23 protein-coding genes and 1 pseudogene are annotated in these 26,807 nt (G+C 74.1%); 14 read left to right on the top strand and 10 right to left on the bottom strand.

Going from position 1 to position 26,807, the window contains the following annotated elements; genetic code table 11:
* Positions 1-12 precede the first annotated feature (12 nt).
* Positions 13-1,386, bottom strand: coding sequence for a helix-turn-helix domain-containing protein (locus LQ326_RS29145; protein WP_234542075.1), 1,374 nt, complete (start codon positions 1,384-1,386; stop codon positions 13-15).
* A gap of 210 nt (positions 1,387-1,596) precedes the next feature.
* Between LQ326_RS29145 and LQ326_RS29140 the strand changes: the two genes are divergently transcribed.
* From LQ326_RS29140 to LQ326_RS29130, 3 genes are all read left to right on the top strand, one after another.
* Positions 1,597-2,217: a hypothetical protein gene (locus LQ326_RS29140; RefSeq protein ID WP_234542013.1), complete on the top strand. Its 621-nt coding sequence runs from the start codon at positions 1,597-1,599 to the stop codon at positions 2,215-2,217.
* Between the two features lie 176 nt (positions 2,218-2,393).
* On the top strand, positions 2,394-2,855 hold the full coding sequence (locus LQ326_RS29135) for a hypothetical protein (protein WP_234542011.1): 462 nt from the start codon (positions 2,394-2,396) through the stop codon (positions 2,853-2,855).
* Between the two features lie 306 nt (positions 2,856-3,161).
* The gene (locus tag LQ326_RS29130; protein WP_234542009.1) at positions 3,162-3,611 is read left to right on the top strand and encodes an ATP-binding protein; all 450 of its coding nucleotides are present in this window, start codon (positions 3,162-3,164) and stop codon (positions 3,609-3,611) included.
* Between the two features lie 101 nt (positions 3,612-3,712).
* Here the strand turns inward: LQ326_RS29130 and LQ326_RS29125 are convergent, their stop codons facing one another.
* Positions 3,713-4,744 (bottom strand): DUF2637 domain-containing protein, encoded by a 1,032-nt coding sequence (locus LQ326_RS29125; protein ID WP_234542008.1) that lies wholly within the window; start codon positions 4,742-4,744, stop codon positions 3,713-3,715.
* 327 nt (positions 4,745-5,071) lie between these two features.
* Complete coding sequence (locus LQ326_RS29120) at positions 5,072-5,905, bottom strand: (2Fe-2S)-binding protein (RefSeq protein WP_234542007.1); 834 nt, start codon at positions 5,903-5,905, stop codon at positions 5,072-5,074.
* 169 nt (positions 5,906-6,074) lie between these two features.
* Between LQ326_RS29120 and LQ326_RS29115 the strand changes: the two genes are divergently transcribed.
* Positions 6,075-6,857, top strand: coding sequence for a GntR family transcriptional regulator (locus LQ326_RS29115; RefSeq protein WP_234542006.1), 783 nt, complete (start codon positions 6,075-6,077; stop codon positions 6,855-6,857).
* Between the two features lie 358 nt (positions 6,858-7,215).
* Here the strand turns inward: LQ326_RS29115 and LQ326_RS29110 are convergent, their stop codons facing one another.
* Together LQ326_RS29110 and LQ326_RS29105 are read right to left on the bottom strand one after the other, a co-directional pair.
* A complete protein-coding gene (locus LQ326_RS29110) occupies positions 7,216-7,983 on the bottom strand; it encodes a hypothetical protein (RefSeq protein WP_234542005.1) in 768 nt (255 codons plus the stop codon).
* A gap of 168 nt (positions 7,984-8,151) precedes the next feature.
* Positions 8,152-9,813, bottom strand: a complete 1,662-nt coding sequence (locus LQ326_RS29105) for a PucR family transcriptional regulator (RefSeq protein WP_234542004.1) — start codon at positions 9,811-9,813, stop codon at positions 8,152-8,154.
* A 376-nt stretch (positions 9,814-10,189) separates the two neighbouring features.
* Between LQ326_RS29105 and LQ326_RS29100 the strand changes: the two genes are divergently transcribed.
* The 4 genes from LQ326_RS29100 to LQ326_RS29085 all read left to right on the top strand — a co-directional run bounded on the left by LQ326_RS29100 (position 10,190) and on the right by LQ326_RS29085 (position 15,499).
* Complete coding sequence (locus tag LQ326_RS29100; RefSeq protein ID WP_234542003.1) at positions 10,190-11,080, top strand: FAD binding domain-containing protein; 891 nt, start codon at positions 10,190-10,192, stop codon at positions 11,078-11,080.
* A complete protein-coding gene (locus LQ326_RS29095; protein ID WP_234542002.1) occupies positions 11,080-11,667 on the top strand; it encodes a (2Fe-2S)-binding protein in 588 nt (195 codons plus the stop codon). The genes LQ326_RS29100 and LQ326_RS29095 overlap by 1 nt, the downstream gene beginning before the upstream one ends.
* 5 nt (positions 11,668-11,672) lie before the next feature.
* A complete protein-coding gene (locus LQ326_RS29090) occupies positions 11,673-14,078 on the top strand; it encodes a xanthine dehydrogenase family protein molybdopterin-binding subunit (RefSeq protein ID WP_234542001.1) in 2,406 nt (801 codons plus the stop codon).
* Positions 14,079-14,290: 212 nt separating this feature from the next.
* Positions 14,291-15,499 carry an XdhC family protein gene (locus tag LQ326_RS29085; RefSeq protein WP_234542000.1) on the top strand — a complete coding sequence of 403 codons (1,209 nt, stop codon included), beginning with the start codon at positions 14,291-14,293 and terminating at the stop codon, positions 15,497-15,499.
* Here LQ326_RS29085 and LQ326_RS29080 read toward each other — a convergent pair.
* Positions 15,474-15,914 (bottom strand): SRPBCC family protein, encoded by a 441-nt coding sequence (locus LQ326_RS29080; protein WP_234541999.1) that lies wholly within the window; start codon positions 15,912-15,914, stop codon positions 15,474-15,476. The genes LQ326_RS29085 and LQ326_RS29080 overlap by 26 nt on opposite strands.
* A gap of 195 nt (positions 15,915-16,109) precedes the next feature.
* On the opposite strand from LQ326_RS29080, the gene LQ326_RS29075 reads away from it, so the two are divergent.
* The 3 genes and pseudogenes from LQ326_RS29075 (at position 16,110) to LQ326_RS29065 (ending at position 19,284) form a co-directional block, all read left to right on the top strand.
* Entirely contained in the window at positions 16,110-17,360 is a 1,251-nt protein-coding gene (locus LQ326_RS29075; RefSeq protein WP_234541998.1) for a cytochrome P450, read from the top strand.
* Between the two features lie 262 nt (positions 17,361-17,622).
* Positions 17,623-17,782 (top strand): annotated as a pseudogene (locus LQ326_RS29070) (serine/threonine protein kinase); the annotation flags it as partial.
* Positions 17,783-18,120: 338 nt separating this feature from the next.
* Positions 18,121-19,284 (top strand): NAD(+)/NADH kinase, encoded by a 1,164-nt coding sequence (locus LQ326_RS29065; protein ID WP_234541997.1) that lies wholly within the window; start codon positions 18,121-18,123, stop codon positions 19,282-19,284.
* An 81-nt stretch (positions 19,285-19,365) separates the two neighbouring features.
* Here LQ326_RS29065 and LQ326_RS29060 read toward each other — a convergent pair whose 3' ends face one another.
* Positions 19,366-20,721, bottom strand: coding sequence for a hypothetical protein (locus tag LQ326_RS29060; RefSeq protein ID WP_234541996.1), 1,356 nt, complete (start codon positions 20,719-20,721; stop codon positions 19,366-19,368).
* A gap of 113 nt (positions 20,722-20,834) precedes the next feature.
* Here LQ326_RS29060 and LQ326_RS29055 point away from each other — a divergent pair, with 113 nt between their 5' ends.
* A complete protein-coding gene (locus LQ326_RS29055; protein ID WP_234541995.1) occupies positions 20,835-22,070 on the top strand; it encodes a molybdopterin-dependent oxidoreductase in 1,236 nt (411 codons plus the stop codon).
* Positions 22,071-22,383: 313 nt separating this feature from the next.
* On the opposite strand, the gene LQ326_RS29050 is transcribed toward LQ326_RS29055, so the two are convergent.
* The 3 genes from LQ326_RS29050 to LQ326_RS29040 form a co-directional block, all read right to left on the bottom strand.
* Positions 22,384-23,127 (bottom strand): class I SAM-dependent methyltransferase, encoded by a 744-nt coding sequence (locus LQ326_RS29050; protein ID WP_234541994.1) that lies wholly within the window; start codon positions 23,125-23,127, stop codon positions 22,384-22,386.
* Positions 23,124-23,750 (bottom strand): TIGR04282 family arsenosugar biosynthesis glycosyltransferase, encoded by a 627-nt coding sequence (locus LQ326_RS29045; protein WP_234541993.1) that lies wholly within the window; start codon positions 23,748-23,750, stop codon positions 23,124-23,126. Before LQ326_RS29045 ends, LQ326_RS29050 begins: the two co-directional genes overlap by 4 nt.
* A 188-nt stretch (positions 23,751-23,938) precedes the next feature.
* Positions 23,939-24,682, bottom strand: a complete 744-nt coding sequence (locus LQ326_RS29040) for a glycosyltransferase family 2 protein (RefSeq protein WP_234541992.1) — start codon at positions 24,680-24,682, stop codon at positions 23,939-23,941.
* A gap of 162 nt (positions 24,683-24,844) precedes the next feature.
* Between LQ326_RS29040 and LQ326_RS29035 the strand changes: the two genes are divergently transcribed.
* On the top strand, positions 24,845-25,627 hold the full coding sequence (locus LQ326_RS29035; RefSeq protein ID WP_234541991.1) for a response regulator transcription factor: 783 nt from the start codon (positions 24,845-24,847) through the stop codon (positions 25,625-25,627).
* Position 25,628: 1 nt separating this feature from the next.
* Positions 25,629-26,744: a sensor histidine kinase gene (locus LQ326_RS29030; RefSeq protein ID WP_234541990.1), complete on the top strand. Its 1,116-nt coding sequence runs from the start codon at positions 25,629-25,631 to the stop codon at positions 26,742-26,744.
* The last annotated feature ends 63 nt before the right edge of the window (positions 26,745-26,807 follow it).

The following is a 26,807-nucleotide window of genomic DNA, read 5'->3' as shown; positions in this document are numbered from 1 at the left end:
CCAGACTGTGACTCAGCCGGTGGGCACCCACTGGCGGACGCCGTCGACGAAGCCGTACCAGTAGTGCGGCAGGCCCTTGATGGAGCTGGTGCGGAACGGCCTGCCGTGGTCGTCGATCCGGACCGTGCCGCTGCGTCCCTGTGACGACCAGTCGAGTTCGAGGTACCAGCGGCAGTCGCAGCCCGTGGTGTCCGCCTTGACGCGCAGCACCTCGGGGTCCGTGGCGGAGACCCGGTAGGGCAGGCGCATCGTCGAGACGGTCCGACCGTCGGGGCCCTCACCGGCCACCGGGCGGGCGATGGGGCGGTCCTTGTCCAGGTTCACGGCGAAGTAACGGGGCGTGAGCCCGCCGCCGCAGCCGTCGGCCATCGAGTACGCGATGCCGGGCGCGGGAGCCGTACGGCCGACGACGCGCACCCGCAGGTCCTCCAGGACGACGGCGGTGGACGAACGGCCCTGCACGGAGACGTCCACGATCGTGTTGCCGCCGTGCACCGCGCCCTGGGTGGCCGCCCAGGTGCCGGCGTCCTGCGGGGCGGGCGGCGGCGGGACCTGGGCCGGCTGCTTGTCGATGACGTAGTCGTGGTCGCAGCCCAGCTCCCACCGCTGCGAGTTCGCCGTCCAGGTGAGGGGGACGGCGGCCGGGGCCGGGGTGGTGGACGTGCCGTGGCCGGCGGGGGAGGAGGCCGTGCCGTCGCCCGCCGAGGAGGACGAGGAGGACGAGGCCGATGCGGACAGGGACGACGGGGCGGCCGAGGAGGAGTCCGGCGCCGTGCCGGTGGCGCCGTTGCCGTGGCGGTCGGCGTCGCCGGCTGCGGTGGTGGCGGAGGAACTGGTGTCCCGGGCCGCGCTGCCGCCGGCCTCGCGGCCGTCCGGCAGAGCGGCCAGGCTGCCCAACGTCGCCAGGAGCACGGTGACCACCGCCGAGGCGACCAGCGTGCCGCGCCGCCGGTACCAGGGGCGGGTGACGGAAGCCGCTTCCGCCGAGGGGGCAGCGATGGAGGCCGCTTCCGCCGAGGGGTCGGCGACGGCCCCGGGGCTCTCCACCGGTTCGCGGGCGCCGGCCGGCACGGGGGCGGGGGGCGCCGGCTCGGTGTTCTCCACGGGTCCCGCGCTCTCCGTGGCGCTCGGTCGCCGGCGTGCCGCAACCGCGCACAGCCAGCGCTCGTGGAGAGCGAGCCGTTCCTGCGGTGTCGCCCCGCAGAACGCGGCGAGGCGTTCCACCGGGGCGAAGTCCAGCGGTACCGCCTCGCCCGCGCAGTAGCGGTGCAGGGTGGAGGTGTTCATGTTCAGGCGGCGGGCCAGGGAGCCGTAGCTCCGGTCCGTACGGTCCTTCAACTGCCGCAGCAGCGCCGCGAACTCCTCGACGTCGTCGCGCACGCGCACCTTCCCCCGCTCGTCCGTATCCCAGGCACTCACATACCTGCACGTCAACGAGGCTGGGATGGTTCCAGGCAGGTGAAAGGGGCGGTGGCCGTTGCGGTTCGCCGAGGTGACGGCCGATGCTTCTGGTGCCGCACCGACCAGGGCCGCACCGACCATCCGGCGCCGTCGGCGGCATCCCACACCCATGCACCGACCCACGGGGGATCAGTCATGCCCAAGCGCACCCGAGCAGGCGCGCTCATCGCACTCGCCGGCGCCGCACTGGCCGTCGGCACCGCGCTCGCCGCCCCGGCGGCCGCCGCGCCGAAGCCGCCCGGCTTCCTCGCGGCGGCCGACCTGCCGCCGCAGCCGGGCCTGTCCTGGACGGCCGGCAGGGTCACCGCCGGAGTACCGGAGGAGGTCGAACGGGACACCTGCCTCGGCATCGCGCTCGGCGGCGGTCAGAACACCTGGTACCGGGAGTTCCGCACCGACCTCGACACCGGTGCCCGACAGGTCAGCGCCGAACTGCCCAGCGTCCGTGCGGCGAAGGGCCGGTTCGCGAAGCTGGACGAGGACATCGTGTCCTGCGCCTACCGGATCGAGATGGACGACCCGCAGACCCGGGCCACCTTCCAGGACCACGGTGACCTGCCCGTCGGGGACGGCGCCCACGTCTACGCCCTGCACACCGTGACCTCCTGGGGTGCCAGTGACATCCGGCTGCTCTCGGTCGGCCGGGACGGGCGCACCGTCACGGTCGTGGACTGGGGGCGGCTGGGCGGCTTCGCGGACGCGCCGGTGAAGGCGTTCAAGAAGACGACGGCCACGGCCGTGCGCAAGCTCCACTGACCCACGGTCACCGCAAGGACGGGGCCGTCCTCCCGTTCGGGGGACGGGAGGGCGGCCCCGAAGGACCACCACCGCACAGTCCATACGGCCGGTACGGCAGCACAGCCGGTACGGCACACACAGCACACCCAGAACCCACCGCACACACAGCACCCACAGAACACGGGGTATCAGACATGAGCAGCAAGACCCGCGCCGTCCTCACCGCCGGTGTCCTCGCCGTGGCCCTCGGGCTCGGCGCCACCGCCCAGGCCTCGGCCGGCGCTCCGCGCAGCGTCGCCGGCGACCCGGGCGACAACATCACCCGCATCGCCGACTTCTACGGCGCCTACATCGACGCGGAGAGCGACGTCGACGGCAGCGGCGGCCTGACCAAGGCACTGCGCGCCTACTACATCGAGCCGACCTACCTGAAGAAGCTGAAGGCCTGGGAGGCCCGGGAGCACGCGGACGGGGTGCTGCGGGCCCAGAACACCCCGCTCAAGTGGAAGGTGACCGACCGCGGCACGGCTCGCTACACGGAGGCCGCCGTCACCCTCACCTGGAGCCGGAACACTTCCACCAAGCTGATCGTCGACATGAGCCGCTCCACCCACAAGATCATTCACATCGGCACCACCGGCCTCGGGGGCAAGTAGCCGGAAGGTCGGCTTTCGGCCAGGTTCACAGGTGCCGCGGACCGCGTGAAACAGCCCGGGGAATTGTGTACGGGGCTGAATCACACCGGGTCCGCGGCACCCTTGGCACGTACGGGACGGTCCGGGCGGTGACGTACGTGCCGGAGCGGACCGGGGAGTTGGCCGAACACCCGGTCGTCATCGACGTGACATGACTGGCCCGTGCCCGAGCGGGCATGGATCCCGTGAACGTGTTCGATCAGGAGGGGATCCGGTAGCGGCGTGCGGGCGGGGGCCATGAACAGTCAGGCACGAGGGGGCGGTCCCGTGGCCATCGGGGCCTCCTCGGCGCAGACGGCGGGGGAAGAGACCGACACGACGGAACGGGGCCACCCGTCGCAGTTCAGGCGCCGGCTGGGGCGGGCGGATCTGCGGGCGGTGCCTGAGGCGCGCAGGGAACTGCGGGAACTGCTGCGGCACTGGGGGCGTCCCGGCCGCTCCGAGATCGCGGAACTGCTCACCAGCGAACTCGTCACCAACGCTCTGGTGCACACGGACCGCGAGGCGGTGCTGACAGCCGTCGTGGAGCCGAGTCAACTACGCGTGGAGGTGCGGGACTTCGTGGGCCGCAAGCCGCGTGTGCGCGCCCCGGACACCGGCGACGGCACGCACGGCCGGGGCCTGGTGCTGGTGGACGCCTTCGCCGACGCGTGGGGCGTCCAGGCGCACGAGGTCGGGAAGTCGGTGTGGTTCGAACTGGACGCCGAGGCCGCCTGACGCCGAGGCCGCCGGGCCGGGGCCGCATACGCAACGGGACGGGGGCGTGACCCGAAGGTCACACCCCCGTCCCGAGATGCCGTACGGCAGGCAGCAGCCGATCAGCCGAACTGCTGCTCAAGGTCCTTGAGCTTGCGCTCCAGGGAGTCCAGGCGCGGCAGCGCCATTGTGTCGTCCTCCGCGGTCAGGTCGACGGTGATCGGGTCAGACCCTTTGCGGACGGGCTGAAGGGAGGGCCGCTGGCGTACGGGCAGTTGCTCCGGCGCCGCTATGGCAGGCTCCGTAGTGGGCTGGGAGGCGCGCTCCACCTGATGCACCTCGTCCTGCCGGCCGCGCCCGATGAAGCCGCGGTGGCCCCGGCTGATGGCCTTGAGCTGGGCCCGCTCCAGGCGGTCCTGCTCGCGGCGGCGCATCCGGTTCGCCTCGCTCTGCCGCTTGTCCTCGCGCACCTCGTCGACCGCCTCGTCCAGGCTGCGCACGCCCTCCAGGAGCATCAGCGACCAGGCCTTGTAGGTCTCACGGGGGGCACGCAGCCAGCGGACGATACGGATCTGCGGCAGCGGGCGCGGCACCAGGCCCTGCTCGCGCAGGGCGGCCTTGCGGGTCTGCTTCAGCGCGCGGTCGAAGAGCACGGCCGCGGAGAGCGACATGCCGGCGAAGAACTGGGGGGCGCCGGCGTGGCCTCCGCCCCTGGGGGCGTGCACCCAGTTGAACCAGGCGGACGCGCCGGCGAAGGTCCACACGAGGATTCGGGAGCCGAGCGCCGCGTCACCGTGACTGGCCTCGCGCACCGCGAGGACGGAGCAGAACATCGCGGCGCCGTCCAGGCCGAACGGCACCAGGTACTCCCAACCGCCGGAGAGGTTGAGGTTCTGCTGGCCGAAGCCGACCAGTCCGTGGAAGGAGAGAGCTGCGGACACCGCCGCACAGCAGAACAGGAGCACGTAGGCGGCGGTGGCGTAGATGGCCTCCTTGCGCCGGCGGCGCTCCTCGCTGCGCTCCCACGAGTCGTCTTTCGCGTGCTCCCCACCGGACCGCTTGGAGCGCGTCAGCACCGCCACCGCGACCAGCACGCCCAGGAGCAGTACGGCGCCGGGAAGCAGCCAGTTCAGCGATATGTCGGTCAGTCTCATCTAGGGGTCCCTTGCATTGGGATAGGGCGTATCGCCCGCCATAGTGGCCCAATCCCACTGGCCCTCAGGGGGTTTCGGGCCAAGAGGCCGCCAAGGAAGTGCAAGGGGATGCCCCAGGGCGGCATTCTGCTCGAACTGCCGCATGAGGGGCGGGAGTTGAGTTCGATTAAGACTACCCATACGGGTGGTTCCTCGGAAAGTTCCTGCGACAAGTGAGGAAGTTGTGAATTCCCTGTCCCCGCAGGAGTGCCTTGCCGTCGGCGATCCTAGTGGATGCCGCGGGGTGCCCTGCCCCCGGGGGGGTGCCCCGAACGGGCTGAGGTGGCCTCAGGCCGCGGCGGCCGTCGCGAGTTTGGCGATCCGCGCGTCGTCGCAGGTGCGCGGGCAGGTGGCGCAGGTGTCCTCCGGACGCAGGGTGTAGTACATGCAGCAGCTCGCCCGGTCCCGGGTGGGCAGCGGCTCGCCGGCCGGGCCGGTCAGCACCCGGAACGCGGCCGAGCCGACGTACGGCTCGGTCGCGCCCGGCAGCAGCTGTTCGAGTTCGCGTACGGCTCGCGCCTCGTCCCCGAGCAGCCCGGCGATGTACCAGAGCCCCTCGACGACCTCGTCCGTGGCCATGCCCCACAGGGCGCGGCCGCGCCGCCGCATCCGGGGTCCGAAGCCGCCGAGCACCGGTTCCAGGTGCTCGGCGACGGCCGCCCGCACCTCGGCGCGCAGCGCCTCCTCGCCGGAGACGACCACCGCGCCGGGCAGTGCCGCCGCCGGGTCGCCCGGGAGGCAGGCGAAGGAGACGACGCGCACGGCCATCCGGCCCGCCGTCCGGTCGTACGACACCTCCGCCACGGGGAGGCGGGGGACCCGGCGGCCCAGGAACCAGGGGACCGTGATCAGGAGGCAGGCGGCCCAGGCGTAGCGGTGCAGGCCGAAACTCGCGACCACGTCGGGGCGGGCCGGCCTCCCCTCGTCCCGCAGGATCTGCTCCGCGTCCCAGGCCAGGAAGGCGTCCAGCGCGGCACCGCCCGCCGCCAGCTCGGCGCCGCCCACCCAGCCGCCGCCCCGCGGGGCCGCGTCGCCCGGCCCGAGCTCGGAGACCACCAGGGCGGGGCAGGCCTCGCTGAGGCGCGCGTAGGCGTCGGAGGCGGGGGAGGCGGGGGAGAGCATGGGCTACCACCGATCGGATGCGGGCTCTGGACCGACTGCCGGATAAGTAAGGCTTACCTTACCTAGCTGTTCGGGAATTTGAACCAGCGCCTTGTGCGCCTAAGGTGCTTGACGGACAAGTAACAACCCGCCGTTAATGACCCAAGTGCCGATGACCCGGAGGAGACCCGTGAACCAGCGCGCGCACGCGGCTCCCGCCGAGACGGCCAGGGCGTCGGCGCGGTCGCGGTCCGAGGAGTCGGCGCGGGAGGCGCCCGGGTTCCCCGCCGACCCGCAGGCCGCGCGCGGCGAGCACACGCACGGCGAGCACCCGCACGGCGAGCGGCCGGTCCCGCGGCCGCGGCCCACCGTGCAGCGGGCGTCCGTGCGCGGGCAGATCCTCGACGCGTTGCGTACCGCGCTGGCCAGCGGAGAACTGGCGCCCGGCGAGGTGTACTCGGGGCCGGCGCTGGGGGAGCGGTTCGGGGTCTCCGCGACGCCGGTGCGCGAGGCGATGCAGCAACTGGCCCTGGAAGGCGCGGTCGAGGTCGTGCCCAACCGCGGGTTCCGGGTCGTCGAGCGGGGCGCCCGCGAGCTCGCGGAACTGGCCGAGGTGCGGGCGCTGATCGAGGTGCCGGTGATGCTGCGGCTGGCGCGCAGCGTGCCGGCCGAGCGGTGGGCCGCGTTGCGGCCGCTCGCCGAGGAGTCGGTGCGGGCGGCGGCGTCGGGGTGCCGGGCGACGTACGCGGAGGCCGACCGGGCGTTCCACCGGGCGGTGCTGGCCCTGGCGGGCAACGAGCAACTGGTGCAGATCGCGGAGGACCTGCACCGCCGTGCGGTTCCGCTGCGCGGGGGCCGGGCCGACCTGATGTCGGACGCGGGGGAGCATGCCGCGTTGCTGGAGGCTTTGGTCGCGGGGGAGTTGGATACGGTGCGGAGGCTGGTGGCCGGGCATTTCGCCGGCGCGGGGTGAGGGGCGGGACGGGTTTACGCGGGGGCGCGCCGTGGGGGTGGCGGCCGGGGCCGGCTGTCGGGATGCGGTAGGTGTCGGGGGCCGTCGTCAGTGCGCGTGCCGGGTGCCGGGTGCGCGTCCGTCGTGCCTGGTCGCGCCCACGCGGCGGAGCCGCACATTGAGACAGCCCCGCGCCCCTGACGGGGCGCTGCGGTCCCCGGTTCTTCCCGGCTGCGGGCAGTCGTGCCTCGCCCAGTGCCTCAAGGGTCTGGGAGGGGCCCCGAGAGTGGGGGAGGGTGGGCGCTGGGGGTCCCCCCGGCCGAAGGCTGGGGGAGGCACCCTGCCGACGCCGGTGAGTGACACTCCCCGCCCCCGGCTGTCACGCCGTTGCCGCTCCCGGGGACGGTGGGGTGAGCTGCCTTGCCAGCCACGTGGGCACACCGCCCAGGAGGCGGAACAGCCGGCCGGCCTCCTCCCGCAGCCGCGACGCCTCCGGCTCGGACTCCGTGTCGGCCAGGGAGGCGAGGGCGGGGGCCGTGCCCACGAGGTAGCCCAGTTCCTCCCTGATCCGCAGCGACTCGGCGAAACCGTGTCGTGCCTCGCTCACATCGCCGTCCCGCAACGCCAGTCCGGCCAGGTGGCGCCAGGTGAAGGAGAGCAGGAGGGGGTCGGCGTGGGCCGTGGCGCCGGCGTGGGCGCGACGGTAGGCGGCGCGGGCGGCCTGCGGGGCGCTGGTGAGGTTCTCCGCCAGCAGGCCCCGGCGGAAGTCGAGGAGCGCCCGCACCGGTGCCCCCGGCGGGATCAGCGCCGCCGCCCTGCCGAGCGCGGCCCGCGCCTCGTCGGCCCGGTCGCGGACCCCGTGCAGCGTGGCCGCGTAAGCGAGTTGGCCGCGCTCGCAGGCGGCCGCCCCCCGCTCCTCGTCGGACCGGGCCACCGCCTCCGCCGTCCGCAGCGCGTCCTCGGCCTCCTCCCAGCCCCGCTCGGTGTACAGGCACCGTTCGACCATCAGCCCCGCCCGCTGCAGCGTGTACGCGGGCGTGTCCGACGGCAGCAGAGCCGCCGCGTCGGCCCAGCAGGCCCGCGAACGCAGCCGCCATACCGCGGTCTGGAGCGGATCGTCACCAGCGGTCGTTCCGTTCCCAGACATGGCGGAGTACGCCACGTTGCCCTCCCCTAGCGCGCCGTCGAGCAGTGAAGTGGTGGCCGCATTCCAGCACCGATCACAGCGCGGGGCCAAGAGGGTGGGTGAATAATTTCACAAAGTCGTGGGACGGCGACGGCACTCGGCGGGAGCCGGTCGTACGCCCGCGTGACCTCAGCTCATCCGCAACGCCAAGAAGAAATCGAGCTTGTCCTCCAGCCGGGACAGGTCCCGGCCCGTCAACTGCTCGATCCTCCCCACGCGGTAGCGCAGCGTGTTGACGTGCAGGTGAAGACGGGTGGCGCAGCGCGTCCAGGAGCCGTCGCAGTCGAGGAACGCCTCCAGGGTGGGGATCAGTTCGGCGCGGTGGCGGCGGTCGTAGTCCCGGAGCGGGTCCAGCAGCCGGGCGGTGAAGGCACGGCGGACGTCGTCGGGGACGAAGGGGAGCAGCAGGACGTGCGAGGCCAGCTCCTGGTGGCCGGCCGCGCAGACCCGGCCGGGGCGGGCGGCGGCCACCCGGCGGGCGTGCCGGGCCTCCTCCAGGGCGCCGCGCAGCCCCTCCGCCGAGTGCACGGCCGCGCTGACCCCCACGGTGACCCGGCCGTCGTCGCCCAGGCCCGCCGCCAGCGGGGTCCGTACCGACGCCAGGAGGACGTCGGCGTGCACGCCGGCCTCGGAGCCGTCGTGCTCGGCGGCGACGGCGGGCAGCGGGACGAGGGCGACCGCCTCGTCACCGGTGTGGGCGACCGCTATCCGGTCGGAGGGCTCCGGGCCGCTCGCGAGCGGGTCGACCAGGATCTCCTCCAGCAGGCACTGGCCGACCGGGCCGCCCGCCACCTCCCCGCCGTCCCACTCGACACGGGCGACGACCACCTGCCAGTGCGGGGCCGCGCCGAGGCCCGGCAGCAGGACCGGCGCGGCCACCCGCAGACGGGCGGCGATCTCGGTCGGTGCCGCGCCCGTCTGGACCAGTTCGAGGACCTCCTGGGCGAGCCTGCGCCGCACCGTGCGCGCCGCGTCACGGCGGTCGCGTTCCACGGCGATCAGCTGGGTGACGCCCTGGAGCAGGTCGAGCCGCTCCTCGGGCCAGTCGCCGGCGTCCGCCTCGACCGCCAGCAGCCAGTCCGACAGCACCGTCTCCCGCACGTCCCGCGCGCCCTGCGGGGAACGGACCGGGAAAAGGGAGTACGGGGTGGTGCCCAGCAGCACGCGGTGCGGGCCGCGGCGGCCGGTGCGGGTGGCGGCCAGGTGCTCGGCGGCCAGCGCCGCGCAGACGTCGGCGGGCAGCGCGGGCCCGGACACCTTGGAGCCCGCGATCAGACGGCCGGCCGGGGACAGCACCCAGGCGCGCAGGTCGAGGTCGGAACCGAGCAGGTCGAGGACCACGTCGGGGCCGCCGCCCGCCGGCCCCGACGTCATCATCCGCCGGTGCCGGTCCACGACGGCCGCCAGGTCCCCGGCGCGCTCGCCGCTGACCTGCCGTACGACATGCTCGGTGATCGTCGCGAACGCCACCGACTCATGGACCGCGAAGAGCGGGAGCCGGTGCCGCGCACAGGCCACGACCAGGTCCTCGGGGACGTCCCCCAGCTCCGCCTCACCGGCCGCCAGCGCCGCCACCCCGGCCTGCACCAGGAGTCGTACGAACGGCTCGGAGTCCGCCGCGTCCCGGCGCCAGGCCAGGCCCGTCAGCACCAGTTCGCCGCCGGCCAGGTAGCGGCTGGGGTCGCGCAGGTCGGTGGTCATGACCCCGCGCACGGTGCGGTCCAGCTCGTCCTCGCCGTCGAGCAGCCGCAGGCCCAGCGCGTGGGTGTCCAGCAGTGCGCGCAGCCGCATCTCGTCGCCGCCGTTCTGTGTCTCGAAATCTACGATGAATCCTGAAGGGTCATGAGTGGGGCGCCCCGGACCTGCGGGTCCGCGGGCCGTCACCAGGAGTCGCCGGGCCGCGACCGACGGCTGCCAGGGTGTTTCCTGCGTTTCCCCGGGAAAACCAGGAGGTTACTGATGGCCCCCGTTCATACGAATCTACAAGATGGCCGTGCTGGCCAGCCAACTCCTTCATGGTTTCGGTGACTGACCCCGCTGGAGCAAGGGGCGGTGTACTGGCCTCGTTCCGCGTCAACAGGACATGAACGAGCCGGGCCCGCCGCACACGGATTGGCTCAATCCGCACGACTCACGAGACTCGACGAGACGGAGAAGAGAGCCGGTCATGGACTTCCTTCGCCCCGCCAGCTGGGAGGAGGCGCTCGCCGCGAAGGCCGAGCACCCCACCGCGGTGCCGATCGCGGGCGGCACCGATGTGATGGTCGAGATCAACTTCGACCACCGCAGGCCCGAGTACCTCCTCGACCTGAACCGGATCGGCGACCTCTACGAATGGGAGGCCGTCGAGGGGAGCGTACGGCTCGGCGCCTCCGTCCCGTACGCCCGGATCATGGAGCACCTGCGCACCGAGCTGCCCGGCCTGGCCCTCGCCTCGCACACCGTCGCCTCCCCGCAGATCCGCAACCGCGGCGGCGTCGGCGGCAACCTCGGCACCGCCTCCCCGGCCGGCGACGCCCACCCCGCGCTGCTCGCGGCGGGTGCCGAGGTCGAGGCCGAGTCGGTGCGCGGCACCCGGCTCATCCCCATCGACGACTTCTACACCGGCGTGAAACGCAACGCCCTCGCCCCCGACGAGCTGATCCGCGCGGTGCGGGTGCACAAGGCCGACGGCCCGCAGCAGTACTCGAAGGTGGGCACGCGCAACGCGATGGTGATCGCCGTGTGCGCCTTCGGGCTCGCCCTGCACCCCGAGACGCGGACCGTGCGGACCGGGATCGGTTCGGCCGCTCCGACGCCGGTGCGCGCCAGGACCGCCGAGGACTTCCTGAGCGCGGCGCTCGACGAGGGCGGCTGGTGGGACAACGGCAAGGTCATCACCCCGTCGGTCGTCAAGCAGTTCGCGGACCTGTGCGCCGCCGCCTGCAACCCGATCGACGACGTCCGGGGCACCGCGGGCTACCGCCGCCACGCGGTCGGCGTGCTGGCCCGCCGGACGCTCACCTGGACCTGGGACTCCTACCGCGGCACCGCTCAGCAGAAGGGGATGGTCGCCTGATGCGTGTCAACTTCACCGTCAACGGACGCCCGCAGGAAGCCGACGACGTCTGGGAGGGCGAGTCCCTGCTGTACGTCCTGCGTGAGCGCCTCGGCCTGCCCGGCTCCAAGAACGCCTGCGAACAGGGGGAGTGCGGGTCCTGCACCGTCCGGCTGGACGGCGTACCGGTGTGCTCGTGTCTGGTCGCGGCCGGACAGGTCGAGGGGCGCGAGGTGGTCACGGTCGAAGGGCTGGCGGACCAGGCCAGGCAGCGGGCCCGCGGCGATGCCCGCGGGACCTCGCTCGACGAGGCGAAGGCGTTGGCCGCCGGGGGCCAGGAGTCCCCGGCCGGCGAAGGCACCGGCGCATTCCCGCACGCGGCGCTCTCTCCCGTCCAGCAGGCGTTCATCGACGCCGGCGCCGTCCAGTGCGGCTTCTGCACCCCGGGGCTGCTGGTCGCCGCCGACGAGATGCTGGAGCGCAACCCCAGCCCGACCGACGCGGACATCCGCGAGGCGCTCTCGGGCAACCTGTGCCGCTGCACCGGCTACGAGAAGATCATGGACGCGGTCCGCCTCGCGGCCGCCCGGCAGGGAGAGGGGGTCTGAGCCGGATGCCCTCCGACAGCGCCCCCCTCGGCACTCCCAGCAAGGTCACCCAGGGCTCCCCGGGCTCCCCGGCACAGGGCGGCATCGGCGAGTCCACGCTTCGCCCGGACGGCACCCTCAAGGTCACCGGCGAGTTCGCGTACTCCTCCGACCTGTGGCACGAGGACATGCTCTGGGGCCAGATCCTCCGCTCCACGGTCGCGCACGCCGAGATCGTGTCGATCGACACCGGCGAGGCCCTCGCCCAGCCGGGCGTCCACGCCGTCATGACGTACGACGACCTGCCCACCGAGGTGCGGAACTACGGCCTGGAGGTCCAGGACACCCCGGTCCTCGCGCACGGCAAGGTGCGCCACCACGGCGAACCGGTCGCGATCGTCGCCGCCGACCACCCGGAGACGGCCCGCCGCGCCGCCGCGAAGATCAAGGTCGAGTACCGCGAGCTGCCGGTCATCACCGACGAGGCCTCCGCGACCGCACCCGGCGCGGTCCTCGTCCACGAGAACCGCGCCGACCACCACATCGGCCACGTCCCGCACCCGAACATCCTGCACCGCCAGCCGATCATCCGCGGCGACGCCGACGAGGCGGCGAGGCGCGCGGCCGTCATCGTCAAGGGCGAGTACCACTTCGGCATGCAGGACCAGGCCTTCCTCGGTCCCGAGTCCGGCCTCGCGGTGCCCGAGGAGGACGGCGGCGTCCACCTCTACATCGCCACGCAGTGGCTGCACAGCGACCTGCGCCAGATCGCCCCGGTGCTCGGTCTGCCCGAGAACAAGGTGCGGATGACACTGGCCGGCGTCGGCGGCGCGTTCGGCGGCCGCGAGGACCTGTCGATGCAGATCCACGCCTGCCTGCTGGCCCTGCGCACCGGCAGGCCGGTGAAGATCGTCTACAACCGCTTCGAGTCCTTCTTCGGCCACGTCCACCGCCACCCGGCCCGCCTCTACTACGAGCACGGGGCCACGAGCGAAGGCAAGCTGACGCACGTCAAGTGCCGGATCGTGCTCGACGGCGGCGCCTACGCCTCCGCCTCCCCGGCGGTCGTCGGCAACGCCTCCTCGCTCGGCATCGGGCCGTACGCCGTCGACGACGTCGACATCGAGGCCATCGCCCTGTACACCAACAACCCGCCCTGCGGCGCGATGCGCGGCTTCGGCGCGGTCCAGGCGTGCTTCGCCTACGAGGCGCAGATGGACAAGGTGGCCCGGCGACTGGGCATGGACCCGGTGGCGTTCAGGAAGCTGAACGCCATGGAGCAGGGCACCGTCATGCCGACCGGGCAGCCGGTCGACTCCCCGGCGCCCGTCGCCGAACTCCTGCGCCGGGTCGAGGCGATGCCGCTGCCGCCCGAGCGCCAGTGGGAGAGCAGCGAGGGCGTGGACGTACGGCAGCTGCCCGGCGGTCTGTCCAACACCTCGCACGGCGAGGGTGTCGTACGCGGCGTCGGCTACGCGGTCGGCATCAAGAACGTCGGCTTCTCCGAGGGCTTCGACGACTACTCGACCGCGCGGGTGCGTATGGAGGTCGTCGGCGGCGAGCCCGTCGCCGTCGTGCACACCGCGATGGCGGAGGTCGGGCAGGGCGGGGTGACCGTCCACGCGCAGATCGCCCGCACCGAGCTCGGCGTGGCGCGGGTGACCATCCATCCGGCCGACACCCGGGTGGGTTCGGCGGGTTCGACCTCGGCCTCCCGGCAGACGTACGTCACCGGCGGCGCCGTGAAGAACTCCTGCGAGCTGGTCCGGGAGAAAGTACTCGACCTGGGCCGCCGCAGGTTCGGTACCCACCACCCCGCCTGGGCCGCCGCCGAGCTGCTCCTGGAGGGCGGCAAGGTCGTCACCGACGGCGGCGAGGTGCTCGCCGACCTGGTGGACGTCCTCGGCGACGAGGCCGTGGAGGTCGAGGCGGAGTGGCGGCACCGGCCGACCGAGCCGTTCGACCCGCGCACCGGGCAGGGCAACGGCCACGTCCAGTACAGCTTCGCCGCCCACCGAGCGGTCGTCGAGGTGGACACCGAACTGGGGCTGGTCAAGGTGATCGAGCTGGCCTGCGCCCAGGACGTCGGCAAGGCGCTCAACCCGCTCTCCGTCGTCGGCCAGATCCAGGGCGGCACCGCCCAGGGCCTGGGCATCGCCGTGATGGAGGAGATCATCGTCGACCCGAAGACCGCGAAGGTCAGGAACCCGTCCTTCACGGACTACCTGATCCCGACCATCCTCGACACGCCGACCATCCCGGTCGACGTCCTCGAACTCGCCGATGACCACGCCCCGTACGGGCTCCGCGGCGTCGGCGAGGCCCCGACCCTGTCCTCGACTCCGGCCGTCCTCGCGGCGATCCGGGACGCGACCGGGCTGGAACTCAACCGCACGCCGGTACGCCCGGAACATCTGACGGGCACCGCATGACGAGGGCGTGGCCGCCGCTCGCGGCCGCACCGTGACACAGCTGCCGTCGCGGGCAGTCGTGCCTCCCCAGGCCCTCAACGCCTCGGGGACCAGGCGGTACGGGTGGGCGCAACGGCATCCCGGCGCCGGGCGGCAACCCGCGACGGCGGCGACGGCACGGTCCCGCGCCCCTGTCGGGTCGCCTGCCCCCGACCTGCCAAGGAGAACCGGAAATGCTGGACATCGCCGACGAGCTGAACCGGTGGATCGCCGACGGGCGTGACTTCGCCGTGGCCACGGTGGTGGCGGTCGGCGGCAGCGCTCCGCGGCAGCCCGGCGCCGCGCTCGCGGTGGACGCCGAGGGCACCGCCGTCGGGTCGGTCTCCGGCGGCTGTGTGGAGGGCGCCGTGTACGAGCTGTGCCGGCAGGCACTGGAGGACGGCGAGACCGTCCTGGAGCGCTTCGGGTACAGCGACGAGGACGCCTTCGCCGTCGGCCTGACCTGTGGCGGCGTCATCGACGTCCTCGTCACCCCGGTACGGGCGGCCGACCCGGCCCGGCCGGTGGCCGCGGCCGCGCTGGCCGCCGTCGTGCGCGGGGAGGCGGCGGCCCTCGCGCGGATCGTCAGCGGGCCGGCCGAGCTGCTGGGCCGCGCCCTCCTGGTGGACGCCGACGGCTCCCACGAGGGCGGCTTCGGCGCCCGTCCCGAGCTGGACCGTACGGTCGCCGCCGAGGCGGCCGCCTTCCTGGACGCGGGCCGCACCGGCACCCTGGAGATCGGAGAGCAGGGCTCCAGGTGCGGAGCACCGCTCACGGTGCTGGTCGAGTCCTCCGTCCCCCCGCCCCGGATGATCGTCTTCGGCGCGATCGACTTCGCGTCCGCACTGGTCCGCGTCGGCAGGTTCCTGAACTACCGCGTGACGGTGTGCGACGCGCGCCCCGTCTTCGCCACCACGACCCGCTTCCCGGAGGCCGACGAGATCGTCGTCGACTGGCCCCACAGGTACCTGGACCGCACCCGGGTCGACGGCCGTACCGTCCTGTGCGTCCTCACCCACGACGCCAAGTTCGACATCCCGCTGCTCCGGCTCGCCCTCCGCCTGCCGGTTGCCTACGTCGGCGCGATGGGCTCCCGCCGCACCCACCTGGACCGCGAGGCGCGCCTGCGCGAGGCCGGCGTCACCGAGCGTGAGCTGGCCCGTCTCCGCTCGCCCATCGGCCTCGACCTCGGCGCCCGTACGCCCGAGGAGACCGCGCTGTCGATCGCGGCCGAGATCGTCGCGAACCGGAGAGGAGGCAGCGGGGTCCCCCTGACCGGCGCGCACACCCCGATCCACCACGACGCGGCGTCCTCGCCTGCCCCGGCTCCGGCGCGGCGGATCGGGCCAGTGCACCTGGCGCTCCCTCTCGCCGGCGTCAGGGCCGCCGGAGCAGCGAGTTGACCGCCCGTCCGAAGACGGCCCGGGACGTCCGGCGCACCAGCGGGTCGAAGACCGAGGGCAGCCCCCGGATCCGCAGCTCCTCGTGCCAGACCACCCGGGTACGGCCGCCGGGGCCGGGGTGCACCTCCAGTTCGGCCCAGCCGAGCACCACCCGGCCGTGCTTGACCAGGCGGCACCGGCCGGAACCGCCGTCCTGCGGGGGCTCCCAGACGGTCACCTCCATGGGATCGTCGAACGCCAGCCGCCCGAAGCCGGAACGGGCCACGAAGACCGTGCCCGCGCGGGTCGGGGGATCGGTGAGCACGGTGACCCGGGTCAGCGGGACCACGTCGGCGTGCCGGGACCACCGCGTGAGCCGGCGCCACGCCTCGTCGATCGGCAGCGGAGCCGTCCGCTGAAGGAGGAAGTTGACCACGTCACGATGTTAGGCAAGCCGGCCGGGGCGGGCACGCTTCACCGTTGACCCGTCGCAGCCGGCCCACGAGGGGTGGCCGGCCGCCTTCTGACTGGGCCCCGGCCCCGCCCCCGCCCGGCCCGGCCCTGTCGCGGCCGCACGCCGGTACGGCACCATGAGCGCGGTCCGTACCGTCGTCGTCCCGGGGGGCGTCTCATGGAACGCGAACTGCACGACAGCCACGACAGCCACGACAGGCTCGACGACTTGATGCGCGACCCTTATCCGCTGTACGCGCGGGCGCGGGCGGCGGAGGGGCTGGTGTGGGTGCCCGAACTGGACGCCTGGCTGGTGGCCCGGGACGAAGACGTCCGTGAAGTGCTGCGGCGGACCGAGGAGTTCTCGTCGGCGAACGCGTTAAGGCCGGACGTCGTGCCCGCGCCCGCCGCGCTCGCCGTGCTCGGCGGCGGCTTCGGCGGCCGCCCGGTCGTGGTCACCTCGGACGGCGAACGGCACCACCGACTGCGCACCCCGCTGCTGCGCGCACTGTCACCGGCCCGGATCGCGGCGGCCGTACCGTACGCCCGGGAGCGCGCCGCCGCCCTCGTCGACGGGTTCGTGACCGAGGGCCGGGTGGAGCTGATGTCGGCCTACGCCGCTCGGCTGCCCGGCGAGGTCATCGGCCGGATCGTCGGCCTCGACCCCGCCGACGTGCCCCTCGTCGTGCACGGCGGCCGGCGCGCCGAGGAGCTGCTGTTCCGGCCGTTGCCGGAGGCCGGGCAGGTCGCCGCCGCGGAGGACGTCGTCGCCATGCAGCACGTCCTCGACCGCTGCGCCCGCGACCGCTACACGCACCCCCGCGAGGACCTGGCCACGGAGATCGTCACCTCCGTGGCCGAACCCGGCCACGCCGAACTCCCCCTGGAACAGCGCCACGAGGCCGTCGCCCACCTCCAGAACCTGCTGCTCGCCGGGCACCTGACCACCACCGCGCTGATCGGCACCACCGTCCTGCATCTGCTCGGCCACCGTCGCCAGTGGGAACTGCTCTGTGCGCAACCGGACCTGATCCCGGCGGCCGTGGAGGAGGCCGCCCGCCACGACGGGCCGCTCCAGGGCTTCCGGCGGGTGGCCACCCGCCCGGTCACCCTCGCCGGTACCGAACTCCCCGCCGGGGCAGAGCTGTTCGTCGCGTTCGGCGCGGCCAACCGGGATGCCTCGCGGCACCCCCGCCCGGACACGTTCGACATCACCCGCACCACCCCCGCCCGCCATCTCGCCTTCGGCTTCGGCGCCCACGCCTGCGTCGGCGCCCAGCTCGCCCGTGACCAACTCCGCATCACGGTGGAGGAGTTGACGCGCCGACTGCCGGATCTGCGGCTCAGGCGGGGGCGGCCCGTCACCATGCGCCCGACGCTGATCCACCGCTCACCCCAGGAACTGCACCTCACCTGGCGGGCGGCCTAGGCCGGTGCGGGCGACGGTCCCGGACCGGGTCTGGCTCGTCTGCGTGGTGTGGTCGCGTACGTCGGCGGGTGAGACCGTGGCGACCTGTGCGCAGCCCGCCAGGACCAGGGCCGGCGAGACGGCCGTGGCGGTGAGCGCCGGAGGCGAAGACGGGCGACCGGGGCGGGGACGGGGTACGCGGTGCCGGAGCTGACCGAGACCGAGGCGCGACGCCGGTTCGCCGGCGCACGGGTGGCACGGCTCGCGACCGCGGCGTGCTGTCATCGCGATGCGCTACGTGCCGGGGCCGGATCCGCGCGCCCTGCTGGACGAGGAGGGCGCGCTGCCGGTGGCCACGACCCTGCGGATCACAGGCCAGGTTTGCCTCCTCTCTCGACGCGGCTCACGAGCACGAGCTGGTGCACCGGGACGTCGAGCCGGGACGCCGGTGCCGCCGGCCGACCAGGAGGAGCCCGCGGCCACCCTCGTCGTAGGTGCGGGTGGGCCCGACGCATGGGCGGGGGCGGTGTCGCTGGAGTCGAGGACCTCGCAGGTGACGGTGTGCTCGTCGTGGACGGGCGGCCCGGCAGACGGGGCTCTCCCCGCACCCGGCCTGCGCCCACCTGCGCCGTATCCGGGCCGGGCCCGACATCAAGACCACCGCCGAGCTCACCCCGCCGGCCATCTCCCCCGGCCTGTGATCCCGCTCCGCCCGACAGATCCGCCCCGCCGTGGCAGCGTGGGAGCAGCGGCTGAGCACAGTGGTGTCCTGGAGGCGGAGATGACGGTGAACGGACTCGGACTGGTGGTGCACGGCGGGCACGCGGAGGCGGTGGAAGCGGCCTGTGCCGTACGGGCGTGGGCGGCGGAGCACGACGTGCGGTGCACCGACATCGACGTGTGGCACGACGGCGGACGGCACCACTCCGGGGAGGAGGTCGCCGCCGCGGGTGATCCCGACCTGATCGTCACCCTCGGCGGGGACGGCACCTTCCTGCGCGGCGCCCGGCTCGCCGCCCGCAACGACGCCCTGGTCCTCGGCGTCGACCTGGGCCGGGTCGGCTTCCTGACCGAGGTCCCGGTCCGCTCGGTCCGGGCGGCGCTGGACGCGATCCGCGAGGACCGCTACACCGTGGACAGCAGGCTGCTGCTTACCATGCGCGCCTCCCGGCGCCTGGAGGTGCCGGCCGACATGGAGCGGCTGATGCAGTACGGCCGCGGGCCGCTGCTGCCGCCGCCCCAGGTGCGCACGGACTGCGAGCAGGACACCGACTGGGGCGTCCCGCTGCACGTCACCGCGGTCAACGACGTCGTCCTGGAGAAGCTGTCCCGGGACCGTCAGGTGTCCGTCGGGGTGTACATCTCGGGCCGGCTGCTGGCCTCCTACTCCGCCGACGCGCTGCTGGTGGCGACGCCGACCGGCTCGACCGCCTACAGCTTCGCCGCCGGCGGACCCGTCGTCTCGCCCTGCGCGGACGCGCTCGTCTTCACCCCGGTCGCCCCGCACATGGCGTTCAACCGCTCGGTCGTCACGGCCCCGAACGAACCCGTCGGCCTGCGCGTCCTGGAACGGTCCGGGCAGGCCGCGGTCAGCGTCGACGGCCAGGTGCGCGGCGTCCTGGACCCGGGGGACTGGATCGGCGTGTACGCCGCCCCGGCCCGGCTGCGGGTGGTCCGGCTCGCGCCGATGGACTTCTACGGCCGCCTGCGCGAGCGCATGAACCTGACCGACGCCCCGGCCGCGGTCGCCGACGGAACACCCCCGCCCCTGTGGTCGTTGACGTCGCCCCCGCCCGGCGACATGGCCCACATCTCCATGCCGCTCCTCGCCGCGCAGCGCGCCCAGGCGAAAGGACCGTGCGCCGACCGGACGGACGGTGTCGCCCCAGCACTGGAGGAGCCGGTCCTCCCACGTCATGCGCGGGACGGCGGGAGCGGCCACTGACCGCCGACTCCCGCTGCACATGGACGGGCTGCGAGCCGGAACTCCGGCCCGCGCCGCGGGGCACGAGCCGGACCGGCGGGGTCACCAGCCCGTGAACAGCAGGTGGTTCAGCAGCAGCGCCAGCAGTGCCTGGGCCGTGAGCCAGGCGCGCGGCCGGGGCAGGAACGCGCAGGCCGGCAGCAGCCACATCGCGAACGGCAGCCAGATGCGTTCCGTCTCCGCCTTGCTCATCCCGGACAGGTCGGCGATCAGCAGGGCGAGGAGGGCGGCGCCCACGAGGAAGGCGAGACGGGTCTGCCCGGCGGCCGCGGTACGGCGGTGGATCAGTACGGCACCCGCCCTGCGCAGCCCGGCCACCGTGGCCAGGCCCGTGATGACCACCGTGCAGGCGAGGTTGGCCCACACCCAGTAGCCGTACGGCCGGGTCCCGCCGACGCCCTGGTAGTAGCGGGTGACCAGCAGCCGGTACCCCTGCCACCAGTCGAACCCGGCAAGGGTGAACACGAGCGGCACGACCGCCGCCCCGGCCAGCAGCAGGGCGAGGACGGCAGGGCGGGCGCGCACCCGGCGCCGGCCGAGCACCAGCACCGCCGCCCCGATCAGCGCGAAGAGCGTCAAGCCGTACGACAGGTAGCAGGTCAGCCCGTACAGCAGTCCGGCACCCGCGGCCCACGCCACGGACCGGCCGGTCACCGCGAGCGCCAGCAGGGCCACCGCCCAGGCGGCGACCGCCGCGAAGTACCCGTCGGCCGAGGCGCCCACCCACACCGCGGCCGGGGCCAGGACCAGGAAGGGCGCGGCCCGCCGGGCGAGCCGCTCGTCGGCCAGCGCCCGCACCGCGACCAGCACGGCGACACAGGCCGTGGAGCCCACGGTGATGCACCAGGCGCCCGCCCAGCCGCCGCCGCGCAGCCCGGCGCGGTCCAGGAGGACGAAGGTGAGCGTGGCCGCCGGCGGATGCCCGGCGATGTGGGCGGGCCAGGGGGCCGGGGTGCCGCTGACGATGTGGTGCGTGAAGTCGCGCAGGGCCGCCGGGATGTCGTGGAAGCGGCCGATGACCGTGAGGTACTCGTTGGGGCTGGTGAGCCGGCCCGCCACGCCCCGCTGCCAGCCGTCGACCAGCGCCAGCGACCACGTCCAGGCCAGACAGGCACCCCAGGCGGCGCCCAGCAGCCCGCGCCAGGGCAGCCGGACGGCGAGGCTCGGCCCGTACGCCGCCACGGCGGCCGCGACCAGCACGGCGGCCGGGGTGCCCGGCCCCACGTGCGGGTCCCAGTCGGCGAACAACGGCGGCCAGTGCACGAACAGGACGCGGTAGGTGTCCTGGAGGTGCCGGCCGACCAGTACGGCGACGAGCACGAGCAGGGCGGCGGCGAGGACGGCGATCAGGTCGGCGGACCGATCGGCGTACCGGTCACGGAGCGGGGTGCGGGTCACACCGGAACGCTAGGTCGGCGACCGCGCCGGAGTGTGGATCAGGCGGCTGACGTCAGACTTTCGTCATGGGTCGCGTCCCCTTTTCCGGACTTCCCCCGGCCTACGGTCGGACCATGCGACACGACGACCCACGGCTTCCCACCTCACCCGGCTTCTGGCGCAGCCCGGTGCGCGGCACCTGGTTCACCTCGGTGCTCGGCCTGGTGCTGCTCGCCGGCATCACCGTGCTGTTCGTGACCGGACTGCTGTCGTACGCCGCGTACAACCCGGACCTGGCCGCGGTGAACGACCAGACCCCGGACAAGGGCATCCTCGGCTTCTACCTCTTCGCCTGGCCGACGAACCCCTCCTGGCTCTACCGGGCCACCCAGGGCCTGCACGTCACCCTCGGTATCGCCCTGATCCCGGTGCTGCTCGCCAAGCTCTGGTCGGTGGTGCCCAAGCTCTTCACGCTGCCCCCGGCCCGTTCGCTCGCCCACGCCCTGGAGCGGATCTCCCTGCTGCTGCTGGTCGGCGGCGGTCTCTTCGAGTTCACCACCGGCGTCCTCAACGTCCAGCTCGACTACCTCTTCCCCGGCTCCTTCTACCCCCTGCACTTCTACGGCGCCTGGGTGTTCTTCGCCGCGTTCCTGGCGCACGCGGCGCTGAAGACACCGGCCGCGCTGCGGGCCGTTCGGGAACGGCGCCAGGACGAGGCGGAGCTGGCGCCACCCCGGCCGGACGCGCCCACCGTCTCGCGGCGCGGGGCGCTGCGGTTCGTGTCCGGCGCGTCCCTGCTGCTGCTCGTCACGACGGCCGGGCAGAGCATCGGGGGCGCGCTGCGGCGCACCGCCCTGCTCGCACCGCACGGCGGAGCCGACCCGGGCAGCGGGCCGAACGGCTTCCAGATCAACAAGACGGCCGCGTACGCCGGTGTCGACCCGAAGGAGACCGGGGAAGAGGCCTGGCGGCTCGTCGTCACCGGACCGGACGGCCGGACGGTCCGCCTCAGCCGCCCCGAACTCCTCCGGCTGCCGCAGCACAGCGCCGCGCTGCCGATCGCCTGCGTGGAGGGCTGGTCGACCGCCGACCAGTGGTGGCGCGGGGTGCGCCTGCGCGACCTCGCCGCACTGGTCGGCTACGACGACCCGCCGGACGTGCTCGTCGAGTCCCTTCAGCGGCACGGCGCCTTCCGCCGCGGTGCGCTGCGTGCCAACCAGGTCGCCGACCCGCGCTCCCTGCTCGCCCTCCAGGTGAACGGCGAGGACCTGTCCCCCGACCACGGCTACCCGGCGCGCGTGATCGTGCCCGCCGCACCCGGTGTTCTCAACACCAAGTGGGTGGCCCGGATGACCTTCGGAGACCTGTGATGCGCCCGCGCCCCGCCCTCGGCAGCCCCTTCCAGATCCTCCTGCTGGCCTGCTCGTTCGCGCTCGCCGCCTACGCCGGCGTACGGCTGCTGTCCGGCGACTGGCTCGGCGTGGCGCTGTGGGTGGTGGGGGCGGCCCTGCTGCACGACCTCGTGCTGCTGCCGCTGTACGCGCTGGCCGACCGGGCGGTGCTACGAGGGCTGGGCACCGCCGGGCGCCGGTCCTGGGCGATGTACGTCCGGGTCCCGGCCGCGCTCTCGGCGCTGCTCCTGCTCGTGTGGTTCCCGCTGATCAGCGGGACGGTGGCCGGCCACTACCGGTCGGCCACCGGCCTGTCCGCGGACGGCTTCGCGGCCCGCTGGCTGCTGATCACCGCCGTGCTCTTCGGCGGCTCGGCCCTGCTGCTGGCACGCCGGGTGCGCAGGGCCACGAAGCGGCGCCCGCCGGCCACCCAGCGAGCCTCCGGCTCCCAGCCCCGCGCGTAGCGCAGCAGGGCCGGGGTGCCGAGCCGCGCCCAGAGGAACGGGACGCCGACGGCCTCCCGGGCGTCGGTGAGGTGGACGTGGGCGCGTTCGTCCACGTCCACCTCGGTCGTCTCGGCGATCAGCAGCCCACCGGGGGCGAGGAGCCGGGCCACCCGGTCCAGCAGGGCGTGCGGGTCGCCGCCGATGCCGACGTTGCCGTCCATGAGCAGGACGGTGCCCCAGCGCCCCTCGCCGGGCAGCGGATCGAAGACGGAGCGGCACAGGGCCTGGCCGCCGAGCCGCACGGTGTGGTCGACGGCGGCCGAGCTGACGTCGATGCCGAGGACGGTACGGCCCCGGCCGGCGAGTTCGACGACCAGCCGGCCGGGGCCGCAGCCGACGTCCAGGACCGCGCCCTCGCAGCGGTCCAGGACCGCCCGGTCGACCGGGTCGGCCCGCGCGCACCAGCGTTCGACGTCCAGGGGCAGCAGCCAGCCGTCGGCGCGGCGCAGGAACAGCGGGCCGTGCCCGGCGCGCAGCGCGGCGGCGTAGGGGTCTGTGCCGGTCCAGGGGACGGCCGGCGAGGTGGTCATCGGCGGCCCGTTCCGCTGGGCGCCGCGCACCGGGCCAGCAGGGCGGCGAACCGGCCGTGCGGGGCGAGCGCGGCGACGGCGGCCGCGTCGGCCGCGGTGTCCACGTCCCGCAGCCGGGGCAGGTCGCACACGCGCAGCCCGGCGTCGCGCAGGCGCTGCCGCTGGACGGCGCCGGTCTCCGGCACGGACATCGGCACCCCGCGCAGCAGCGCCGGGTCCGGGTCGGCCAGTCCCAGCGCCCAGAACCCGCCGTCCTCGGCGGCACCGAAGTACGCGTCGCACTCCGCGAAGTCCACCGTGAGGAGGGCCGGGGTGACCTGGGGGGTGTCCATGCCGATGAGGAGGGCGGGGCCGGAGCAGCGGGCGAAGGCGTCGGCGAGCCGTTCGTCCAGGCCGCCGGCGCACTGCGGCACCACGTCGAAGCCGGGCGGCAGCCAGGGGCCGGGGTCCCCGTCGAGGGCCAGGACCCGGCGGTCGGCGGGGGTCGCGGCCACCGCGTCCAGGGTGTCGGCGAGGGCGGCCTCGGCGAGGGCGGCGGCCTGCCCGGGGGAGAAGGGCGGGGTGAGCCGGGTCTTGACCTTGCCGGGGCGGGGTTCCTTGGCGATGACGAGGAGGGTGGTCATGGGGGTCCCTTGGACGGTGCGGGTGGGTGGGGGCCGGGGGGTGGAGACGCTTACCGGCGCTTGCCGGGTGGGGGACGCTTACCGGCGCTTGCCGGGTGCCGCTGCGCCCACCCGTGCCGCCCTGGGGGCACCTCCCAGGCCCTCAAGGCACTGGGGGAGGCACGACTGCCCGCAGCTGTGTAAGCCCCTTAGGGGCGCGGGGAACTGCGCGACCAGCCCCCACCGGCCCGCACCCGAGGCGCCTCGTGCAGCACCCGGCTCATGTCCCGCACCGCCTGCCACGTGCCGAGCCACGTGCCCGTCACCTTCGAGGAACCCGCGCGCGGCAGGTACGCCACATCGTGCTCGGCGATCCGCCACCCCGCGTCGGCCGCCCGCACCACCATCTGGAGCGGATAGCCGCTCCGCCGGTCGTCCAGGTCCAGACCGAGCAGCGCCTCGCGGCGGGCCGCGCGCAGCGGACCGAGGTCGTGCAGGCGCAGTCCGGTACGGCGCCGCAGCAGCCGCGCCAGTGCCAGATTCCCCGCGCGGGCATGCGCGGGCCACGCGCCCCGCCCCTGCGGACGCCGCCGGCCGAGCACCAAGTCCGCCTCGCCGTCCAGTACTTCGCGCACGAACGGCACGAGGAGCCCTGGATCCAGCGAGGCGTCGCAGTCGCAGAAGCAGACGATGCCGGCGGTCGCCGCGGCCAGCCCCGCGTGGCACGCCGCGCCGAAGCCGCGCCGCGCCTCGTGCACGACGGTCGCACCGTGCGCCCGGGCGATGCCGGCCGAGCCGTCGGTGGAGCCGTTGTCCACCACGAGGGCCCGCCAGCCCGCCGGGATCCGGGCGAGCACCCAGGGCAGGGCGTCCGCCTCGTTCAGACACGGCAGGACGACGTCCACGTCCGGCACCGGGCAAGGGGAAGAAGGTGAGGTGGTCACGGCTCTCACCCTACGAACGCGAACCGGGCATATCGGGCCCAGGCTGCTTACGAAACGCGGACGTCGGAGCCCCGGCACCCGCCTCCCCGGTTTCTTACGAAACGCGAACGTCGCCCACCGGGCCCACCCGCGGCCGCGACACCCGCGACGGCCCGGTGCGAGGCTTGGGGCATGCAGCAGCCGTATGAGCTCACCGAGGCCCGGGCCACCGCCGGCGCGGCCCGGGTCCTGGTCGTGGACGACGACCCGACCGTCGCCGAGATCGTCGCCGGATACCTGGAGCGCGCCGGGTATCTGGTCGATCACGCCGACGACGGCCCCACCGCCCTGACCCGCGCCGCCGCCCACTGGCCGGACCTGGTCGTGCTCGACCTGATGCTGCCGGGCATGGACGGCCTGGAGGTCTGCCGGCGGCTGCGCGGCCACGCCGCCGTCCCGGTCATCATGCTCACCGCACGCGGCGACGAGGACGACCGCATCCTCGGCCTGGAGGTCGGCGCCGACGACTACGTCACCAAGCCCTTCAGCCCCCGGGAACTGGTCCTGCGGGTGGAGTCGGTGCTGCGCCGCAGCCGCCCCGCCTCCGCCGACCGGTCCTTCTCGCGCGCCGGCCTCACCGTCGACCCCGGCGCCCGCCGCGCCACCAAGGGCGGCGCCGAACTCGCCCTCACCCTGCGTGAGTTCGACCTCCTGGCCTTCTTCCTGCGGAACCCCGGCCGGGCGTTCAGCAGGGAGGACCTGATGCGGGCGGTATGGGGCTGGGACTTCGGTGACCTGTCCACCGTCACGGTCCATGTCCGCCGGCTGCGCGCCAAGGTCGAGGACGACCCGGCCCGGCCACGGCTGATCCAGACGGTGTGGGGCGTCGGCTACCGTTTCGAGCCGAGCGGCCACGCCGGCCAGGCCGGACAGAGCTCCCAGGGCGGACCTGACGGATCGGAAGGGGCGGCCTGACATGCGCGACACCCTCCTCATCGCCCTGTACGCCTTCGCCGGCGCCGCCGGAACCGGGCTGCTCGGCGCGGCCGCGCTGCGCCTGCTGCGGCGGCGCTCGCTGACCGCGTCCCTCGCCGTGGTCGCCACCGTCGGCGTGGTCGCGATGCTCGCCGGCACCCTGGCCGTCGCCTGGGCGATGTTCCTCTCCTCGCACGACCTGTCGGTGGTGACGACGGTCGTCGCGATGGCGGCCGCGGTGTCCCTCGCGACGGCCCTGCTGCTGGGCCGCTGGGTCGTCGCCCGTAGCCGTGAACTCGCCCTCGCGGCAAGGTCGTTCGGTGAGGAAGGCGACTTCGCCGTGCCCCTGGTGCCGGCCACCGCCGAACTGGAGGAGGTGAGCCGCGAGCTGGCGGCGACCAGCGCGAAACTCGCCGAGTCCCGGGAGCGGGAACGCGCGTTGGAGACCTCGCGCCGCGAACTCGTCGCCTGGATCTCGCACGACCTGCGCACCCCGCTGGCCGGGCTGCGTGCCATGTCGGAGGCCCTGGAGGACGGTGTCGCCACCGACCCCGACCGCTATTACAAGCAGATCCGCACCGAGGTCGAGCGTCTCAACGACATGGTCGGCGACCTCTTCGAACTCTCCCGCATCCACGCCGGCGCGCTCGCGCTGAGCCCGAGCCGGATGTCCCTGTACGACCTCGTCGGCGACGCCCTCGCGGGCGCCGACCCGCTGGCCCGCGAGCACGGCGTACGGCTGGTCGGCGACCGGGTGGAGCCGGTGCCGGTCGAGGTGGACGGCAAGGAGATGAGCCGGGTGCTGGGCAACCTGCTGGTGAACGCCATCCGCCGGACGCCCCCCGACGGCACGGTCGCGGTCGCCGCCGAGCGGTCGCCCGAGGGCGCCGTCGTGCTGTCCGTCACGGACGGCTGCGGCGGCATCCCCGACGAGGACCTGCCCCGCGTCTTCGACACCGGCTGGCGCGGCAGCCACGCCCGTACCCCGCCGGCCGGGGCCGGACTCGGTCTCGCCATCGTGCGCGGGATCGTCGAGGCGCATCAGGGCCGGGCCACCGTGCACAACATTCCCGGTGGCTGCCGCTTCGAGGTGGTGCTGCCCGCCGCCGCTTCCTGATCGCGGGCAGCACCACCGGTCCGTCCGGGGCAGAGGGCCTGTTGCGAAAGTGCCGTCTGCCGC

This window comes from Streptomyces shenzhenensis (assembly GCF_021462265.1).
Lineage (GTDB): Bacteria > Actinomycetota > Actinomycetes > Streptomycetales > Streptomycetaceae > Streptomyces > Streptomyces shenzhenensis.
The sequence above is the reverse complement of the archived record's forward strand: the minus strand, read 5'-3'. Positions and strand labels throughout refer to the sequence as shown.

What these genes read in the sequence shown, in the direction of transcription:
- LQ326_RS29125 (WP_234542008.1), bottom strand. Translation starts at nt 4,744, where the DNA reads ATGAGACTGACCGACATATCGCTGAACTGGCTGCTTCCCGGCGCCGTA.
- LQ326_RS29065 (WP_234541997.1), top strand. Translation starts at nt 18,121, where the DNA reads ATGACGGTGAACGGACTCGGACTGGTGGTGCACGGCGGGCACGCGGAG.
- LQ326_RS29120 (WP_234542007.1), bottom strand. Translation starts at nt 5,905, where the DNA reads ATGCTCTCCCCCGCCTCCCCCGCCTCCGACGCCTACGCGCGCCTCAGC.
- LQ326_RS29045 (WP_234541993.1), bottom strand. Translation starts at nt 23,750, where the DNA reads ATGACCACCCTCCTCGTCATCGCCAAGGAACCCCGCCCCGGCAAGGTC.
- LQ326_RS29075 (WP_234541998.1), top strand. Translation starts at nt 16,110, where the DNA reads ATGGAACGCGAACTGCACGACAGCCACGACAGCCACGACAGGCTCGAC.
- LQ326_RS29095 (WP_234542002.1), top strand. Translation starts at nt 11,080, where the DNA reads ATGCGTGTCAACTTCACCGTCAACGGACGCCCGCAGGAAGCCGACGAC.
- LQ326_RS29090 (WP_234542001.1), top strand. Translation starts at nt 11,673, where the DNA reads ATGCCCTCCGACAGCGCCCCCCTCGGCACTCCCAGCAAGGTCACCCAG.
- LQ326_RS29100 (WP_234542003.1), top strand. Translation starts at nt 10,190, where the DNA reads ATGGACTTCCTTCGCCCCGCCAGCTGGGAGGAGGCGCTCGCCGCGAAG.
- LQ326_RS29030 (WP_234541990.1), top strand. Translation starts at nt 25,629, where the DNA reads ATGCGCGACACCCTCCTCATCGCCCTGTACGCCTTCGCCGGCGCCGCC.
- LQ326_RS29110 (WP_234542005.1), bottom strand. Translation starts at nt 7,983, where the DNA reads ATGTCTGGGAACGGAACGACCGCTGGTGACGATCCGCTCCAGACCGCG.
- LQ326_RS29105 (WP_234542004.1), bottom strand. Translation starts at nt 9,813, where the DNA reads ATGCGGCTGCGCGCACTGCTGGACACCCACGCGCTGGGCCTGCGGCTG.
- LQ326_RS29050 (WP_234541994.1), bottom strand. Translation starts at nt 23,127, where the DNA reads ATGACCACCTCGCCGGCCGTCCCCTGGACCGGCACAGACCCCTACGCC.
- LQ326_RS29055 (WP_234541995.1), top strand. Translation starts at nt 20,835, where the DNA reads ATGCGACACGACGACCCACGGCTTCCCACCTCACCCGGCTTCTGGCGC.
- LQ326_RS29135 (WP_234542011.1), top strand. Translation starts at nt 2,394, where the DNA reads ATGAGCAGCAAGACCCGCGCCGTCCTCACCGCCGGTGTCCTCGCCGTG.
- LQ326_RS29140 (WP_234542013.1), top strand. Translation starts at nt 1,597, where the DNA reads ATGCCCAAGCGCACCCGAGCAGGCGCGCTCATCGCACTCGCCGGCGCC.
- LQ326_RS29035 (WP_234541991.1), top strand. Translation starts at nt 24,845, where the DNA reads ATGCAGCAGCCGTATGAGCTCACCGAGGCCCGGGCCACCGCCGGCGCG.
- LQ326_RS29085 (WP_234542000.1), top strand. Translation starts at nt 14,291, where the DNA reads ATGCTGGACATCGCCGACGAGCTGAACCGGTGGATCGCCGACGGGCGT.